Below are 15,254 nucleotides of genomic sequence, written 5' to 3' on the forward strand. Positions count from 1 at the left end.
CGTCCGTACCACTGCTCAGGAGGCGAAGACCATGGGGAACGGTAACGGCGGGGCACTGAGCGGCGCGGTGATCGCGGTGGCCGGCGCGGGCGGTCCGGTGGGCCGGGCGACCCTGCTGCGGCTCGCCGAGGCCGGGGCCGTGGTCGTCGGGTCCGACAACGACCCGGAGCGGCTGGCCGAGGCCGTCGACGCGGCCCGTTACGCCCACGGCGGCGCCACCGTCGTCGGCGACACGGTCGACCTGCTCGACCGGGACTCGGCCAAGGACTGGGCCGCGCGCACCGAGAAGGAGTTCGGGCGCGTCGACGGACTGGTCCATCTCGTCGGCGGCTGGCGCGGCAGCGAGACCTTCACCAAGACCAGCCTCGACGACTGGGACCTGCTGGAACTGCTGCTCATCCGTACCGTGCAGCACACCTCGCTCGCCTTCCACGAGGCCCTGCAGCGCAGCGACCGCGGCCGGTACGTCCTGATCAGCGCCGCGGGCGCCGGCAAGCCCACCGCGGGCAACGCCGCGTACGCCGCCGCCAAGGCCGCCGCCGAGGCGTGGACGCTGGCCATGGCCGACTACTTCCGCAAGGCCGGGATCTCCGAGGGCGCCGAGGGGCCGACGTCCGCGGCGGCCATCCTGGTGGTGAAGGCGCTGGTGCACGACGCGATGCGCGCGGAGCGCCCGAACGCGAAGTTCGCGGGCTTCACGGACGTCAAGGATCTCGCCGAGTCCATCGCCGGTGTCTGGGACAAGCCCGCCCCCGAAGTGAACGGAAAGCGTCTGTGGCTGACCGACAAGCCGTGAACCCCGGCCGGGAGACCGCTCGTCCCCACCGGGAGGCCGTGAACCCGCCGAAGACGGATGCCCGGCGGCGCCACGATCCGCAGGTGCGCGGCTTCGCCAGCGACAACTACGCGGGGGCCCACCCCGAGGTGCTCGCCGCCCTGGCCCTCGCCAACGGCGGGCACCAGATCGCGTACGGCGAGGACGACTACACCGGCCATCTCCAGCAGGTGATCCGCGGCCACTTCGGCGCGGGCGCCGAGGCGTTCCCCGTCTTCAACGGCACGGGCGCCAACGTCGTGGCGCTGCAGGCGCTCACCGACCGCTGGGGCGCGGTGATCTGCGCGGAGAGCGCGCACATCCACGTCGACGAGGGCGGCGCTCCCGAGCGCATGGGCGGGCTCAAGCTGCTCACGGTCGCCACGCCCGACGGCAAGCTCACGCCCGAGCTGATCGACCGGCAGGCGTACGGCTGGGACGACGAGCACCGGGCGATGCCGCAGGTGGTGTCGATCACCCAGAACACCGAACTGGGCACGGTCTACACGCCCGACGAGGTCCGCGCGATCTGCGAGCACGCCCACGCGCACGGCATGAAGGTGCACCTCGACGGCGCCCGGATAGCCAACGCGGCCGCCTCCCTGGACGTACCGATGCGGGCGTTCACCAACGCGGTCGGCGTGGACGTCCTGTCCTTCGGCGGTACGAAGAACGGCGCGCTGTTCGGGGAGGCGGTCGTCGTCCTGAACCGCGACGCCGTCAGCCACATGAAGCACCTGCGCAAGCTGTCGATGCAGCTAGCCTCCAAGATGCGGTTCGTGTCGGTGCAGTTGGAGGCCCTGCTCGCCAAGGACCTGTGGCTGCGCAACGCCCGCCACGCCAACGAGATGGCCCAGCGCCTCGCCGAGGGTGTGCGCGCGGTGCACGGCGTCGAGATCCTGTACCCGGTGCAGGCCAACGCGGTCTTCGCCCGGCTGCCCCACGACGTGAGCGAACGCCTGCAGAAGCGCTACCGCTTCTACTTCTGGGACGAGGCGGCGGGAGACGTCCGCTGGATGTGCGCCTTCGACACGACCGAGGACGACGTCGACGGTTTCGTGGCGGCGCTCAAGGAGGAGATGGCGGCCTAGCGCCGCGCCCTGCGCCTCAACCGGCCTGCTGCATAGATATACGATCACCCGGAAAAGTAGTTGACCCCCGGGTGATCGTATTCCTATGCTCTGCAGGCATGGAGCTGATCCAGAACGACCCCGACCTGTCCGCCTATCTGGCCGCGGACGAGGCCATAGACCACGATCATCCGCTCGTGCGAGAGATCTCCGCGCGACTGGCGGCCCAGGTGGCCGACTCGTATGCCTATGCACAGGCCGCCTTCGAGTTCGTGCGCGACACCATCCCGCACTCACAGGACTCCGGCGACCTCCGCGTCACCTGGCGCGCCTCCGACGTCCTGGAGCAGGGCACGGGCATCTGCTACGCCAAGTCCCATGCCCTGGCAGCCCTGCTGAGAGCGGAGGACATCCCGACGGCGTTCTGCTACCAGAAGTTCGACGTGGTGCACGGACTCGTCGCGGTCCGCTTCAACGGCGCCTGGCACCGGCAGGACCCCCGCGGCAACAAACCGGGCGTCGACGCCCGTTTCTCCCTCGACGGCGAACGCCTGGCCTTCACACCCGACCCGGCCTCCGGCGAACTGGACTACCCGACGCTGTACGCCGCTCCGCACCCATCCGTCCTGAAAGCCCTCAAAGCCGCCCACGACCGCCCACACCTGTGGCAGTTGCTGCCGGTCGCACTCTGACCGGTGGATCGGCGGGGCGGTGGATCAGTGGGTCGGCGAGTCGGGCCGCGGCGGGCCCGCGGACGGCACACCTGCCTGTCCGCGGAGCGCTCAGCGGGCCTCGGAGGCCTTTACCTCTTCCGGGGTCGGCGCCGTGCCGCCGAGGTGGGCCGGCATCCACCATGTGTCGTCCGGGCCCTTGGGGCGTACGGGGTAGGCGCGCTGCGCCGCTTCCAGGAGTTCCTGTACGCGCTCGCGCACCTGCCGGGTGATCGCGCCCGCGTACTTGTCGCGGGAGGCCTCGATCGCCTCGCCGACCCGGATGGTGATCGGGATGTGGCTGCGCTTGAAGTTGCGCGGGTGGCCCTTGGTCCACAGCCGCTGCGTACCCCACACGGCCATCGGGATCAGCGGGACGCCCGCCTCCTGGGCCATGCGCGCGGCACCCGACTTGAAGCTCTTCAGCGTGAAGGACTGGGAGATCGTGGCCTCGGGGAAGACGCCGACGATCTCACCGGAGCGCAGCGAGGCCAGCGCGTGGGCGTACGCAGTCTCTCCCTGCTTGCGGTCCACGGGGATGTGCTTCATGTTGCGCATCAGCGGGCCGGAGATCTTGTGCCGGAACACCGACTCCTTGGCCATGAAGCGGACGAGGCGCTTCTGCGGCAGGGCGGCGAGACCGTCGAAGATGAAGTCGAGATAGCTGATGTGGTTGCTCACCAGCACCGCACCGCCCGTGCGCGGGATGTTCTCCGTCCCCTTGAGATCGATCTTCAGGTCCCAGGCCTTGAACAACGTCTGGGCGAGACCGATGGCGGGACGGTAGGCAAGCTCAGCCATGAACGGAGTGGACCCTTCTCTCTGTTCTGCCTGGGAAGGGGTGCTCCCGGCGGGAAACTTACGCTGCCGTAGGTTTACGGCATTGCGCAGATCGTGCCCGAAGAACGGACGAGTGACCAGTCCTGGTGCCCGAGATTGGCGAGATCCTCGTCACGTCACCCCTTGATCCACCTCGGCGTTTTACGCCGTCTTTACTCTGCGCGAACCGCCACCCGCCGTACGAGCAGGTACATCTCGCACCCGAGGCAGTACCCGAACGCCGCGTTGAGAAACGCCGCCGCGAGCGCCGCGCCGGTCGCGGCGAGTCCCAGCCACTCGGGGCCCACCGTGTAGCCGAGGAGACCGATCGCCGCGAACGCGAACCCGACCGCCTGGGCGAACCGCGGCGGCTCGGGCGCCTCGAACTCCGTCGGCGGCGCGATCCGCGGCCGGATCACCCCGCGGAACAGCAGACCGTACGGGGAGCGGCCGACGCCGCCCGCCGCGCCGAGTGCGAACGCCAGCGTCTGCCAGGCCAGGAGCCAGGCGCTGGAGGTGATCAGTACGACCGCCAGGACCACGGCCGTCACGGCCGCGCCGAAGCGCGGCCCTCGTGCGTCGATGTTCATGAAGCGAGTATTCCGCAGGGAGGACTTCCCCCGGCCCGGGAATCTTTGCAGCCTCGTGAACGCTGAAGCCGAGGATGACCGGACTTGCGGTGTGTGTGGCGGTGCTCGTGGTGGCGAGCGCCTACGGAGTGCTGAACCGACGTCGGAGCGGGAGAGTCAGAGTGCGTGGGCGGGACGGCGGGAAACGGCTGGGTGCGGCCGAGTTGGGCGAGGACCTCGGCGAGCGGGCCACGCTCGTGCAGTTCTCCAGCGCCTTCTGCGCGCCGTGCAGGGCGACCCGCCGGGTGCTCGGCGAGGTCGCCGAACTCGTTCCGGGCGTGCGGCACGTCGAGATCGACGCCGAGAGCCGTCTCGGACTCGTCCGCGAACTGGAGATCCTCAAGACGCCGACCGTGTTCGTCCTCGACGCGGAAGGGCGCATCGTGCGCCGCGCCACCGGACAGCCGCGCAAGGCGGACGTGATCGCCGCGCTCGGCGAGGCGGTCGGCACCACCTGATCGTCCGGAAGCCCCTGATCATGAGGCTGGAGGCCCTCGGTGACGCAGCTCCCACATGCCGGGACGTACTTGACTGCATACGCCAGCTATCGTCAGTCTGACCGTATGCCCACGGAACTCCCTCTTTCTGCGCTCCCCGAGCTCTTCGAGCGTGAACGCCATCGCGCCGCGGCCCTCGTCCGCGGCGCGGGCGGGCGCTGTCCGGGCTGCTGAGCAGCCCAGGACCCCCGCCGCCGGCTTCGCGCAGAAGGACCCATTCCATGACGGCCACGCCCGATCTCCGCACCTCCCGACTTGCCTCCCCCGACCTGCTCCGCTCCGTCTTCCGGCAGCACGCCGCCGGTGTCGCCGTGATCACCGCACGCGGCGACGAGGGCCCCGTCGGCTTCACCGCCACCTCGCTCGCGTCCGTGTCCGCCGAGCCCCCGTTGATCTCCTTCGGTATCGGTACCGGCGCCTCCAGCTGGCCGGCCATCTCCCGGACGGAGTACGTGGGCGTCCATGTGCTCGGCGAGCACCAGCGGGAACTGGCCGCCACCTTCGCCCGCAGCGGCGCCGACCGCTTCGGGGAGCCGACCGCCTGGCGGGAGGGCCCCGAGGGCGTCCCCGTCCTCGACGACGTCCTCGCCTGGCTCGTCTGCAAGGTCGTCACCCGCGTTCCCGCCGGGGACCATCGCGTCGTGCTGGCCGAGGTGGTGCTCGGGGACCCCGCCGGTGCCGGCCGCCCGCTGCTGTACCACCAGGGGCGGTTCAACGCTCTCCGGGAATGAGGCACCGGTCCGCCCGGCTCACGTCGACTGCGCGGGCGCCGAGTTCCGATTACGCTGCGTTGCGAAGGTCACAGTTCAAAGCGCTTGCTTAGAGGGAACCAGCTACGGGACCGTAGAAGCGCGTACTGGCGAGTAATATTTCGCCCGGAGCGCGGGTCGCCCCCACCGGGAACGGCCGCTTCAGGCGCCTATGCTGCCCGTAGGCAGGCAGCCCAGAAAAGACGATGCAGTAGGAGAGCCGGCGTGAGCTTGAGGATCGTTGTCACTGTGAAGTACGTGCCCGACGCCACTGGCGACCGGCACTTCGCCGAGGACCTGACCGTCGACCGTGACGACGTGGACGGCCTGCTGTCGGAGCTCGACGAGTACGCGGTCGAGCAGGCCCTGCAGATCGCCGACGAAGCGGACGACGCGGAGATCACCGTGCTGACCGTGGGCCCCGAGGACGCGAAGGACGCGCTGCGCAAGGCGCTGTCCATGGGCGCGGACAAGGCCATCCACGTCGAGGACGACGATCTGCACGGCACCGACGCGGTGGGCACCTCGCTGGTGCTGGCCAAGGCGATCGAGAAGGCCGGCTACGACCTGGTCATCTCCGGCATGGCCTCCACCGACGGCACCATGGGCGTGCTCCCGGCCCTGCTCGCCGAGCGCCTGGGCGTCCCGCAGGTCACGCTGCTCTCCGAGGTCTCCGTCGCGGACGGCGTCGTGAAGGGCCGCCGTGACGGCGACAGCGCCTCCGAGCAGCTCGAGGCCTCGCTGCCCGCCGTCGTGTCGGTCACCGACCAGTCGGGCGAGGCGCGTTACCCGTCCTTCAAGGGCATCATGGCCGCCAAGAAGAAGCCCGTTCAGTCCTGGGACCTGGAGGACCTGGAGATCGAGGCCGACGAGGTCGGTCTCGAAGGCTCCTGGACCAAGGTCGACTCCGCCACCGAGCGCCCGGCGCGCACCGCGGGCACGATCGTCAAGGACGAGGGCGAGGGCGGCAAGCAGCTCGCCGAGTTCCTGGTGGGCCAGAAGTTCATCTGAGCCCGACTGTTGCCGCCCGCCCCGCATCTTTCGCAAGCAGGAGAGAAGAAGTCCCATGGCTGAAGTTCTCGTCTACGTCGACCACGTGGACGGCGCCGTCCGCAAGCCCACCCTGGAACTGCTGACGCTGGCCCGCCGCCTCGGCGACCCGGTCGCCGTCGCGCTGGGCAACGGCGCCGCGAACACCGCCGCGACGCTCGCCGAGCACGGCGCCGTCAAGGTGCTCACCGACGAGGCCGCCGAGTACGCGGACTACCTCGTCGTACCGAAGGTGGACGCGCTGCAGGCCGCCGTCGAGGTGGTGTCCGCCGCGGGCTCCCTGGCCGCCGTGCTGGTCCCCTCGTCCGCCGAGGCCAAGGAGATCGCAGCCCGTCTCGCGCTGCGCATCGGCTCGGGTGTCATCACCGACGCCGTCGACGTCGAGGCCGACGACGAGGGCCCGGTGGCCACCCAGTCGGTGTTCGCCGCCTCGTACTCCACCAAGACCCGGGTCTCCAAGGGCACCCCGGTCATCACCGTCAAGCCCAACTCGGCCCCCGTCGAGGCCGCCCCGGCCGCGGGCGCCGTCGAGGCGCTGTCCGTCACCTTCTCCGCGCAGGCCACCGGCACCAAGGTGACCGGCCGCACCCCGCGCGAGTCGACGGGCCGCCCGGAGCTGACCGAGGCCGCGATCGTGGTCTCCGGCGGCCGTGGCGTCAACGGCAGCGAGAACTTCGCGATCATCGAGGCGCTCGCCGACTCCCTCGGCGCGGCCGTCGGCGCCTCGCGCGCCGCCGTGGACGCCGGCTGGTACCCGCACACCAACCAGGTGGGCCAGACCGGCAAGAGCGTGTCCCCGCAGCTGTACATCGCCAACGGCATCTCCGGCGCGATCCAGCACCGTGCCGGTATGCAGACCTCGAAGACGATCGTGGCGGTCAACAAGGACGCCGAGGCCCCGATCTTCGACCTGGTCGACTACGGCGTGGTCGGCGACCTCTTCGAGGTCGTCCCGCAGCTCACCGAGGAGATCAAGACCCGCAAGGGCTGAGCACTCCCGCAGCAGTACGAGGCCCCTTCGACCGTGCCAGGTCGAGGGGGCCTCGCCGCGTCGGGGCCCGGCTCAGCCCAGGGTCAGCGACGCCTGTACGGGCAGATGGTCGCTCGGGAACTGCCCGTCCACGGAGAAGGTGTTGATCGACGCCCGGTGCGCGCTCACGCCCGGCGAGGCGAGGATCCAGTCGATGCGGTCGCCGTCCGGGGTCAGCGGCCGGTACCCGTGGAACGTGGCGTACAGCTTGCTCCGCTCGGCCGCCGTCTCCCAGGTGTCGACGAGGCCCGCGCCCAGCATCGTGTCGTAGACCGGGTTCTTGTGGGCGGCGACGTTGAAGTCGCCGGTCACCACCAGCGGCAGGGAACGGTCGAGTCCCGCGATCCGTTCGGAGATCAGGGCCGCGGCACGCGCGCGTGCGTTCTGACTGGCGTTGTCCAGGTGGGTGTTGAGGAAGTAGAACTCCCGCTGCCCGTCCCGCAGATCACGGAAGCGGACCCAGGTCACCATGCGGATGGAGCCGCCGCCCCAGGTGTTCGAGCCGATCACGGAGGGCGTTTCCGAGAGCCAGAAGTGGTCGTACTCCACCGGGGCGAGTCTGCGCGTGTCGTAGAAGACCGTCATGAACTCGTCCCGGCTGCCGCCCGCGCGGCCCGTGCCGATCCAGTCGTAGTGCGCGCCGAGATCCGTCGCGATGTCGCGCACCTGCTGGTAGAGGCCTTCCTGGGTGCCGATGACGTGCAGCCGCTCCCGGCGCAGCAGTTCGCGCGTGACCGGGCGGCGGACGGCCCAGCTGTTGGGTTCGGCGGTGCTCGCGTACCGCAGGTTGAAGGACATGACGTCCAGGTGGTCACGGCGGTCCGCCGCCGAGGCGGACGACCTGGAGAGCGCTGTACTGGACAGGGGCAGGGCGACCGCGGCGGCGAGCGCGGTCTTGAGTCCCAGGCGGCGCGTGACTCGGCTGTGACGGGGCACGGGATGCTCCTTCTGTGGCCAAATGCCGGTCTGTGGTGCGGACCGTTTCTGCGACGGATGCCGGTCGAGTCGTGCGCCATGCAGTCTCGAAGTTGGGCGTGAACATGTCGAGATGCCGGGATGGACCCCGGGGGAAGTCCGCGCGTGTTCCGGGAGGGACCTGGGGGAGGATCGCAGGGCGAGCGGGGTGGAATGCGGGTGTTGACCAGCCTGAAAGTCGCGGATAACTTCGCTCTACGGATTGTTGATTCCGCTGAGCGGAAAACAGGAGGGTGCGGAATGGGTCAGGGTCAGCAGGAGAAGGTGGCGACCAGCCTCACCGGCGCCGTCAGCGAGGAGATCAGCGCCTCCCTCGCCCCGGTCGACGCCGAGTTGGAGCGCCGCTACCCCGGAGACCCCGGCACCCGCCAGCCCGTCCACACCGTGTACGTACCGGGCGACGCCTTCACCGCGGACACCGTCCGCTCCTGGGGCGACCAGGCACTCACCGCCCTCGACCGGCACGCGCCCGACGCCGCCTCCCTCGCCGCCGTCCTCGGCCTCTCCGACGACCTCGCGGAGCCCGTGTACGCCCGCGTACGCGCCAAGCTGGAGCGTGAGCCGATCGAAGACCTGCGGGTCGACTTCGAGGACGGCTACGGACCGCGTCCCGACGCCGAGGAGGACGAGGCGGCAGCCCGCGCCGCCCGGCTCATCGCGCAGGCCTACCAGGACGGCACGGCGGCCCCGTACATGGGCATCCGGATGAAGTGCATGGAGGCGCCGGTCCGCGACCGGGGCATCCGCACGCTCGACATCTTCCTCACCGGCCTGATGGAGGCCGGCGGGCTGCCCGGCGGACTGGTGCTCACCCTGCCGAAGGTCACGTACCCGGAGCAGGTCACCGCGATGGTGCGGCTCCTGGAGGAGTTCGAGAAGGCCCACGGGCTGGAGCGGGGCCGGATCGGGTTCGAGATCCAGATCGAGACCAGCCAGTCCATCCTCGCCACCGACGGCACGGCGACCGTCGCCCGGATGATCCAGGCCGCCGAGGGCCGCGCCACCGGCCTGCACTACGGGACCTTCGACTACAGCGCCTGCCTCGGCGTCTCGGCCGCCTACCAGGCGAGCGACCACCCGGCCGCCGACCACGCCAAGGCGATCATGCAGGTCGCGGCCGCCGGTACCGGCGTACGGGTCTCGGACGGCTCCACCAACGTGCTGCCGGTCGGCCCGACGGCGAAGGTCCACGACGCCTGGCGCCTGCACTTCGGCCTCACCCGACGCGCCCTCGCCCGCGCCTACTACCAGGGCTGGGACATGCACCCCGGGCACCTCCCGACCCGGTACGCGGCCGTGTTCGCCTTCTACCGCGAGGGGTTCGAGCAGGCCGCGGCGCGCCTCGTCGCGTACGCCAACCGGGCCGGCGGCGACGTGATGGACGAGCCCGCCACCGCCAAGGCGCTCAGCGGCTATCTGCTGCGCGGCCTGGACTGCGGGGCCCTCGGCATCGCCGAGGTGGCACGGGCGACCGGGCTCACGCGCACGGACCTGGAGGGCTTCGCGGTACCGAGGCGGGCGGACCTGACCGTCTTGGCCAAGTAGCGGCCCTGTCACAGCCCTCGCCACCGGCCCTCGCCGTCACCCGGGCCCCGTACTGTGGGCGGCACTTCATTGACATGTCACAGGAACGGGGCAGCGGTGTCTGCGGGGGAGAACCAGCAGCCGGGGGAGAAGGCCCGGCCCGGGGAGACGGAACAGCCCGGGGAAACGGAACAGCCCGAAGGGGCCGGGCGGCTCCTGGTCGGCCGCTACCGCGTCGTGGCCCCGCTGGGCCGCGGCGGCATGGGCGTGGTGTGGCGGGCCCGTGACGAGGTGCTCGGCCGTGAGGTGGCGGTCAAGGAGCTGCGCACCTACACGGACGCGGACGGACCCGAACTCGCCGACCTGGGGCTGCGTATGCAGCGCGAGGCCCGCGCGGCGGCCAGGGTGCGCCACCCCGGCGTGATCGCGGTGCACGACGTGGCGGAGGTCGACGGCCGCCCGCTGATCGTCATGGAACTGGTGGACGGCCCGTCCCTGGACGACGTCCTGCGTGAGCGCGGCACGATCGGCGCCCGCGAGGCCGCCGGGATCGGCGCGAAGGTCATGGACGCGCTCGCCGCGGCCCACCGCGCGGGAGTCCTGCACCGCGACGTGAAACCGGGCAACATCCTGCTCGACCGCTCGGGCCGGGTCGTCCTCACGGACTTCGGCATCGCCACCATGGAGGACCCCGGCGACGGCTCCACCGCGCATCTCACACGCAGCGGTGAACTGGTCGGCTCGCTGGACTACATGGCACCCGAAAGGGCTCAGGGGTACGAGCCGGGCCCCGCGTCCGACATCTGGGCCCTCGGCGCCACGCTGTACGCGGCCGTCGAGGGGTCCTCGCCGTTCCGCCGCACGTCCACGTGGTCCACGCTCACGGCGATCGTCGTCGAACCGCTGCCCGAACCGCGCCGGGCCGGACCCCTCGGTCCCGTACTGCGCCAGCTGATGCACAAGCAGCCCGAAACCCGTCCGGCCGCCGGCCGCGCCAGTGAGCTCCTGGAAGCCGTAGCGGCGGCGACCGCCCAGGACGCGACCGGCCCGGACCCGGTCGCCCAGGACCCGGTCGTCCAGGACTCGGCGACGCGCGGGCTGAGGGCGCCCGCGCCGCCGGTACGGGAGGCGACCGAGCGGAGCGTACCGGTGATACCACCGGGTTTCGGGCCGCCGCAGCCGATGTCGCAGCCGATGTCGCAGCCGGTGCCGCAGTCGATGCCGCGGGCGGCCACCCCGGCGGACCCGGTCGTCCCGGCCACGGCCGCGAGCTCGCGTCGCGGCAGGGGCCGTGTGTGGCTCGTCGGCGCGGCCGTCGCCGTCGTACTGGCCTCGACCGGCGTCATCGTCGCCCACCTGACGGGCTCCGACGACTCCGGGTCCGCCGCCAGGACCGGGGCCTCCAGGGGCGTGGACGGCACCGCCTCCCCGGGGGCCACCCGCGGCTCGGTCGACCTGACGGACGACAAGAAGCCCGCGGATCAGGGCGACAAGGAGAAGTCCCCGTCCCCGAGCGGCAAGCCGGACCGCACGGCGGACGCCGGCGGCGCCGGGGACACCGACGGCGCCGACCCCAAGGACAAGGCCACCGCTCCCTCGCCCGAGTCCACCAAGGGCGGCACGACGGGTTCGGGCGGAGGGGAGACCGCGAGCTCCGCACCGGTCTGCCACGCCATCGGAGGCGGCAAGTACAACTGCCAGGTCTGGAAGACCGCGACGTCGTACACCGCCGCGGGAGCGCGGGCGGGCACCCTCTACGCCGGCACCAACTACTTCTACTGCCAGCAGGACCTCGGGCGCCGCGAGACCTCCGGGAAGTGGACGAACACCTGGTGGGCGAGGACCGACGACGACAGCGGCAACACCGGCGTCTACGTCAGCGACGTCTACATCCAGGGCGGCGACAACGACTCACCGGTGCCCGGACTGCCCGTCTGCTGACCCCGTACGTACTTCTCCAGGCCGGAAGCCGTCGTGCGCCCCTCCCGGGCGAAGAGCCGCGTCCCCTCGGCGCAGAGCCGCAGGTCGCCGCGCGCCCGGGAGCAGAACTCCTCGGGCGTGGCCCCGAACAGCTTCCGCAAGCCCGGTGACTCCGCGAGCAGTTCGGTGAGCAGCCGACGCTCACCGGGGTGCTCGCGCGGGGTCCCCGTGCCGTCCTGGAGGACACCGTGACGGTTCACATAGAGATGCACACCGTCGAGCGGCCGCCCACCGAGCTCGCCCGGCCCGCTCGGCTCCGGCTCGACGCGGAAGCCGGTCGAAGGCAGCAGCACGCGATCGTACGCGCCCGACGGCCGCGTGACTCCCTCGCTCGCGTCGATCGCGGCCAGCTGTGCGGGGTCCAGCCAGGTGATGAACAGTTCCCGGGTGTGCCCGGGGGCGCGAAAGGGCGAGGCGGACACGTATCCCAGGGCGCTGACGTGCGCCGACACGCCGATCTCCAGACCGGTGACCCGCGCCTTCACCAGGGGGATCGGGGACGACAGCTCGTACTGGCGCATCTTGTGCCGGAGTTGCGCGGGGGAGGCGTTCGAGCCGACCGCGAGGACGGGCACCCGGCCCGGGAACGTGCGCCGGGTCAGGGGCAGCAGCCGGTCCCCGTCGAGGAGCCCCGACTCCGCGGGCCAGGCGCCGGGGTAGACCAGAGGGTGTTCGCGCGGTGCCACGGACAGGCCGAGGGCTTCGAGCGTGCGGTCGGCGGGGTGCTGCCGGGGCTCTCCCATGTATCGGGCGGTATCAGGCGGCGGGCGGCAGTTCACCCGAGCCACGGGTGATCAGACGCGTCGGGAGTTCGATGCGCTCGGGCAGCACGAGGGAGCCGTCCAGCTGGCGGAAGAGACGGTCGGCGGCGGTGCGGCCGAGCTGGGCCGCGTCCTGGGCGACGACGGTGACCCCGGGCTGGAGGAGATCGGCCAGTTCGATGTCGTCGAAGCCGACCAGGGCGACCGGGCGGGCGCGCTCGGCGATGACGCGTACGACGGTGACCGTCACGCGGTTGTTGCCCGCGAAGACCGCGGTCACGGGGGAGGAGCCCGAGAGCATGGTCTCGGCCGCCAGACGGACCCGCTCCGGGCCGGTGACGCCCAGGGACATCCAGTCGGGCTCCACCGGGATGCCGGCGTCCTCCATCGCGGCGCGATAGCCGCGCAGCCGCTCGGCGGCGGTGTGGATGCGGGGCATGTCGCCGATGAACCCGATCCGGCGGTGGCCGTGCGCGATGAGATGGGCGACGCCGTCGCGCGCACCGCCGAAGCTGTCGGAGAGTACGACGTCCGCGTCGATCTGCCCGGCGGGCCGGTCCACGAACACCGTGGCGACGCCCGCCTTTATCTCGGGCTCCAGATAGCGGTGGTCGTCCCCGGCGGGGATGACGACCAGGCCGTCCACGCGGCGCGCGCAGAGCGCGAGGACCAGTTCCTGCTCGCGGTCCGGGTCCTCGGCGCTGGAACCGTTGATCAACAGGGCGCCGTGGGCGCGGGCCACCTCCTCCACCGCGCGGCTCAGCGGACCGTAGAACGGGTCCGCCAGGTCCTCCAGGACCAGGCCGATGCTCGCGGTACGGCCCTTGCGGAGCACGCGCGCGCTGTCGTTGCGCCGGAAGCCCAGCGCGTCGATGGCCTCCTGCACCCGGCGCTCGGTGTCGGGGGTCACCCCGGGCTCGCCGTTGACTACGCGCGATACCGTCTTCAGGCCGACCCCGGCACGCGCGGCGACGTCCTTCATCGTCGGGCGGTTGCCGTAGCGGCTCTCGGTTCGGCGGGCGGTCTCGGCCACGATGCGCTGTCCTGTCCTGTAGTCCTGTGGGGCCGCGTCGGACGTGACGGGCCCGATGGGCACCCGGATCGGGATGTGGCGTCGAGCATAGAGCCTGGACAACGTTGTCAGATGCGAGAGAGACTGTCCATCGCTTTCTCCGGCCCGCTCTCCCCACCGCGCGACCGGCCTGCCCTTTCCTCATGGTCCAATCGGGATCCGATCGGGAGAACTGACACTGATGCACACCGACCTCGTGGCCGCGCTCGACATCGGCGGCACCAAGATCGCCGGAGCGCTGGTGGACGGCCACGGCCGGATCCTGCTGCGCGCCCAGCGGCCGACGCCCGCGCAGGAGCACGGCGACATCGTCATCCGGGCCGTCGAGGCCGTACTCGGCGAGCTGACCGCCTCGCCGCTGTGGAGCGGGGTGACGGCGGTCGGCATCGGCAGCGCCGGGCCCGTGGACGCCTCGGCGGGCACGGTGAGTCCGGTGAACGTTCCCGGCTGGCGCGACTACCCGCTCGTCGAGCGGGTCCGCGCCGTGACGGGCGGGCTGCCCGTCGAGCTGATCGGCGACGGGGTGGCGATCACGGCGGCCGAGCACTGGCAGGGGGCGGCGCGGGGGCACGACAACGCGCTCTGCATGGTCGTCTCGACGGGTGTGGGCGGCGGGCTGGTCCTCGGCGGCAAGCTGCACCCCGGGCCCACGGGCAACTCCGGCCACATCGGTCACATCAGCGTGGACCTCGACGGAGACCTGTGTCCGTGCGGGTCCCGTGGCTGCGTCGAGCGCATCGCGAGCGGGCCGAACATCGCGCGCCGCGCCATCGAGGGCGGCTGGCGGCCGGGTCCCGAGGGTGACGCCTCCGCGGCGGCGGTGGCGGTGGCGGCGCGGGCCAGCGACCCGGTCGCGACGGCCTCCTTCGAACGGGCCGCGCAGGCGCTGGCGGCGGGCATCGCGGCGACCGCGACCCTCGTGGAGATCGACATCGCGGTGATCGGCGGGGGAGTGGGCAAGGCGGGCGAGGTGCTGTTCGCGCCGCTGCGGGCCGCGCTGCGCGACTACGCGACGCTGTCGTTCGTCCAGCGGCTCACGGTGACGCCCGCGCAGATGGGAACGGACGCGGGGCTCGTGGGCGCGGCGTCGGCGGCGCTGAGCGTCCGCCCCAGCCCCACGGCCGTCGTCGGCTGAGCCGCCCGCCGTTTTCTGGAGGGGCCTCCGGCTGCCGTGATGCGACGTGACATGGTGCGGGCCGATGAGGGCTGGCCGCGCAGTTCCCCGCGCCCCTAGGGGGTTGGGGCGGGGCCGGCTCTACGGGATGGGCCCGCGTCCGGGGGCCTTGGGGGCGAGGGGAACTGCGCGCTCAGCCGCGACGGACCCGCACCCTGGAGACGACCGTGCCCGTGGGGGTCGCGCTGCGGGTGGCCGCGGGGCGGGCCCGCCCCGCGGTCTTGGGGGCGCGGGGAACGGCGCACCCAGCCACGACGGACCCGCACCCGGGAGGCCACAGTGCCTGTGGTGGCGTTGTGGGTGGCTGCCTCCGGGAGCGGGCCCGCGGCCGAGGGGCTTCAGGGGCGCGGGAAACTGCGCGCTCAGCCCCGACGGACCCGCACCTGCGAGGCCGTCGCGG

Annotated in this window: 15 protein-coding genes; 10 read left to right on the forward strand and 5 right to left on the reverse strand. The window is 71.8% G+C overall.

Annotated features, from left to right (window positions below; all coding sequences use genetic code 11):
• Positions 1-31 precede the first annotated feature (31 nt).
• The 3 genes from IE278_RS19320 (at position 32) to IE278_RS19330 (ending at position 2,576) form a co-directional block, all read left to right on the forward strand.
• Entirely contained in the window at positions 32-796 is a 765-nt protein-coding gene (locus IE278_RS19320) for an SDR family NAD(P)-dependent oxidoreductase (RefSeq protein WP_189773933.1), read from the forward strand.
• Between the two features lie 38 nt (positions 797-834).
• Positions 835-1,905 (forward strand): threonine aldolase family protein, encoded by a 1,071-nt coding sequence (locus IE278_RS19325; RefSeq protein WP_189774131.1) that lies wholly within the window; start codon positions 835-837, stop codon positions 1,903-1,905.
• Between the two features lie 98 nt (positions 1,906-2,003).
• A complete protein-coding gene (locus tag IE278_RS19330; protein WP_189773935.1) occupies positions 2,004-2,576 on the forward strand; it encodes a transglutaminase-like domain-containing protein in 573 nt (190 codons plus the stop codon).
• A 90-nt stretch (positions 2,577-2,666) separates the two neighbouring features.
• Here the strand turns inward: IE278_RS19330 and IE278_RS19335 are convergent, their stop codons facing one another.
• Both IE278_RS19335 and IE278_RS19340 read right to left on the reverse strand, forming a co-directional pair.
• Positions 2,667-3,395, reverse strand: a complete 729-nt coding sequence (locus tag IE278_RS19335; RefSeq protein WP_189773937.1) for a lysophospholipid acyltransferase family protein — start codon at positions 3,393-3,395, stop codon at positions 2,667-2,669.
• A 191-nt stretch (positions 3,396-3,586) separates the two neighbouring features.
• Positions 3,587-4,003: a DUF4395 domain-containing protein gene (locus IE278_RS19340; RefSeq protein ID WP_189773940.1), complete on the reverse strand. Its 417-nt coding sequence runs from the start codon at positions 4,001-4,003 to the stop codon at positions 3,587-3,589.
• A gap of 74 nt (positions 4,004-4,077) precedes the next feature.
• Between IE278_RS19340 and IE278_RS19345 the strand changes: the two genes are divergently transcribed.
• The 4 genes from IE278_RS19345 to IE278_RS19360 all read left to right on the forward strand — a co-directional run bounded on the left by IE278_RS19345 (position 4,078) and on the right by IE278_RS19360 (position 7,329).
• A complete protein-coding gene (locus tag IE278_RS19345) occupies positions 4,078-4,500 on the forward strand; it encodes a TlpA family protein disulfide reductase (RefSeq protein WP_189773942.1) in 423 nt (140 codons plus the stop codon).
• Between the two features lie 260 nt (positions 4,501-4,760).
• Positions 4,761-5,270 (forward strand): flavin reductase family protein, encoded by a 510-nt coding sequence (locus IE278_RS19350; protein WP_189773944.1) that lies wholly within the window; start codon positions 4,761-4,763, stop codon positions 5,268-5,270.
• Positions 5,271-5,513: 243 nt separating this feature from the next.
• On the forward strand, positions 5,514-6,299 hold the full coding sequence (locus IE278_RS19355) for an electron transfer flavoprotein subunit beta/FixA family protein (RefSeq protein ID WP_189773946.1): 786 nt from the start codon (positions 5,514-5,516) through the stop codon (positions 6,297-6,299).
• A gap of 55 nt (positions 6,300-6,354) precedes the next feature.
• On the forward strand, positions 6,355-7,329 hold the full coding sequence (locus IE278_RS19360) for an electron transfer flavoprotein subunit alpha/FixB family protein (RefSeq protein ID WP_189773948.1): 975 nt from the start codon (positions 6,355-6,357) through the stop codon (positions 7,327-7,329).
• Between the two features lie 72 nt (positions 7,330-7,401).
• On the opposite strand, the gene IE278_RS19365 is transcribed toward IE278_RS19360, so the two are convergent.
• Positions 7,402-8,304, reverse strand: coding sequence for an endonuclease/exonuclease/phosphatase family protein (locus tag IE278_RS19365; RefSeq protein ID WP_189773950.1), 903 nt, complete (start codon positions 8,302-8,304; stop codon positions 7,402-7,404).
• Between the two features lie 279 nt (positions 8,305-8,583).
• Here IE278_RS19365 and IE278_RS19370 point away from each other — a divergent pair, with 279 nt between their 5' ends.
• Complete coding sequence (locus IE278_RS19370) at positions 8,584-9,888, forward strand: DUF6986 family protein (protein WP_189773952.1); 1,305 nt, start codon at positions 8,584-8,586, stop codon at positions 9,886-9,888.
• Positions 9,889-9,984: 96 nt separating this feature from the next.
• The gene (locus IE278_RS19375; protein WP_373312031.1) at positions 9,985-11,808 is read left to right on the forward strand and encodes a serine/threonine-protein kinase; all 1,824 of its coding nucleotides are present in this window, start codon (positions 9,985-9,987) and stop codon (positions 11,806-11,808) included.
• Here the strand turns inward: IE278_RS19375 and IE278_RS19380 are convergent.
• The gene (locus IE278_RS19380) at positions 11,754-12,590 is read right to left on the reverse strand and encodes a hypothetical protein (RefSeq protein ID WP_189773954.1); all 837 of its coding nucleotides are present in this window, start codon (positions 12,588-12,590) and stop codon (positions 11,754-11,756) included. The genes IE278_RS19375 and IE278_RS19380 overlap by 55 nt on opposite strands.
• A gap of 13 nt (positions 12,591-12,603) precedes the next feature.
• Positions 12,604-13,641, reverse strand: a complete 1,038-nt coding sequence (locus IE278_RS19385; protein ID WP_189773956.1) for a LacI family DNA-binding transcriptional regulator — start codon at positions 13,639-13,641, stop codon at positions 12,604-12,606.
• Between the two features lie 220 nt (positions 13,642-13,861).
• On the opposite strand from IE278_RS19385, the gene IE278_RS19390 reads away from it, so the two are divergent.
• Positions 13,862-14,815, forward strand: coding sequence for an ROK family protein (locus IE278_RS19390; protein ID WP_189773959.1), 954 nt, complete (start codon positions 13,862-13,864; stop codon positions 14,813-14,815).
• Positions 14,816-15,254 lie beyond the last annotated feature (439 nt).

It is taken from the genome of Streptomyces tauricus, from assembly GCF_014650955.1.
GTDB classification, from domain to species: domain Bacteria; phylum Actinomycetota; class Actinomycetes; order Streptomycetales; family Streptomycetaceae; genus Streptomyces; species Streptomyces tauricus.

Excerpts from the sequence above, each read along its gene's own strand:
- IE278_RS19320 (WP_189773933.1), top strand. The coding sequence starts at position 32 with ATGGGGAACGGTAACGGCGGGGCACTGAGCGGCGCGGTGATCGCGGTG.
- IE278_RS19330 (WP_189773935.1), top strand. The coding sequence starts at position 2,004 with ATGGAGCTGATCCAGAACGACCCCGACCTGTCCGCCTATCTGGCCGCG.
- IE278_RS19335 (WP_189773937.1), bottom strand. The coding sequence starts at position 3,395 with ATGGCTGAGCTTGCCTACCGTCCCGCCATCGGTCTCGCCCAGACGTTG.
- IE278_RS19340 (WP_189773940.1), bottom strand. The coding sequence starts at position 4,003 with ATGAACATCGACGCACGAGGGCCGCGCTTCGGCGCGGCCGTGACGGCC.
- IE278_RS19345 (WP_189773942.1), top strand. The coding sequence starts at position 4,078 with ATGACCGGACTTGCGGTGTGTGTGGCGGTGCTCGTGGTGGCGAGCGCC.
- IE278_RS19350 (WP_189773944.1), top strand. The coding sequence starts at position 4,761 with ATGACGGCCACGCCCGATCTCCGCACCTCCCGACTTGCCTCCCCCGAC.
- IE278_RS19360 (WP_189773948.1), top strand. The coding sequence starts at position 6,355 with ATGGCTGAAGTTCTCGTCTACGTCGACCACGTGGACGGCGCCGTCCGC.
- IE278_RS19370 (WP_189773952.1), top strand. The coding sequence starts at position 8,584 with ATGGGTCAGGGTCAGCAGGAGAAGGTGGCGACCAGCCTCACCGGCGCC.
- IE278_RS19380 (WP_189773954.1), bottom strand. The coding sequence starts at position 12,590 with ATGGGAGAGCCCCGGCAGCACCCCGCCGACCGCACGCTCGAAGCCCTC.
- IE278_RS19390 (WP_189773959.1), top strand. The coding sequence starts at position 13,862 with ATGCACACCGACCTCGTGGCCGCGCTCGACATCGGCGGCACCAAGATC.